Here is a 526-nt window from a genome sequence, read left to right as displayed (position 1 = left end):
ACATTAGTGGCCATCTAGGATTACCTAATAATTCAAATGTAGCTGTTTTTCCATCAACGTTTATTTTTGTATCCATTATAGATTTAAGTATTTTTTACTCTATTAAATATTTTTCTATAATAGCTTAAAATAAAAAATTTAAATTTTTTCATCTATTTTCCTTTTAATTTTTTTGAATTTTTAATGGGATTTTCATCAAAAATAATTTCATATAATTCCATAAATTTTTCTATTAAATTTTCTTTCTCTGTATTTTTTGAATTATCTAAATGATTTTTATTATTCAAGACAATTCTATTAATGGAATTTGATTTCGAAGTGTTCTCTAAAAATGGAGAATTTCTTTTATTTGATTTTTTGTATGTCAATTTGTTCTTTTTATTTTTCATTTTGAATTAACACCTTATTAATATAAGTGTATTAATTTTGAAGGGTATTATAAAGTTTTCTATCTATTATCTAAATATTTATATAATATTCTTATAATTTTGGTTATTAAGAAAAATATTAACATTAAATTTATTAA

The 526-nt window shown here is 18.1% G+C and carries 1 protein-coding gene; it reads right to left on the bottom strand.

What is annotated here, in order from left to right; genetic code table 11:
* Nucleotides 1–152: 152 nt before the first annotated feature.
* Nucleotides 153–389 carry a hypothetical protein gene (locus ACP5SL_RS05895; RefSeq protein WP_428228343.1) on the bottom strand — a complete coding sequence of 79 codons (237 nt, stop codon included), beginning with the start codon at nt 387–389 and terminating at the stop codon, nt 153–155.
* Nucleotides 390–526: the final 137 nt, after the last annotated feature.

Source organism: Fervidicoccus sp., assembly GCF_049967375.1.
Taxonomy (GTDB): Archaea; Thermoproteota; Thermoprotei_A; order Sulfolobales; family Fervidicoccaceae; genus Fervidicoccus; species Fervidicoccus fontis.
The sequence above is the reverse complement of the archived record's forward strand: the minus strand, read 5'-3'. Positions and strand labels throughout refer to the sequence as shown.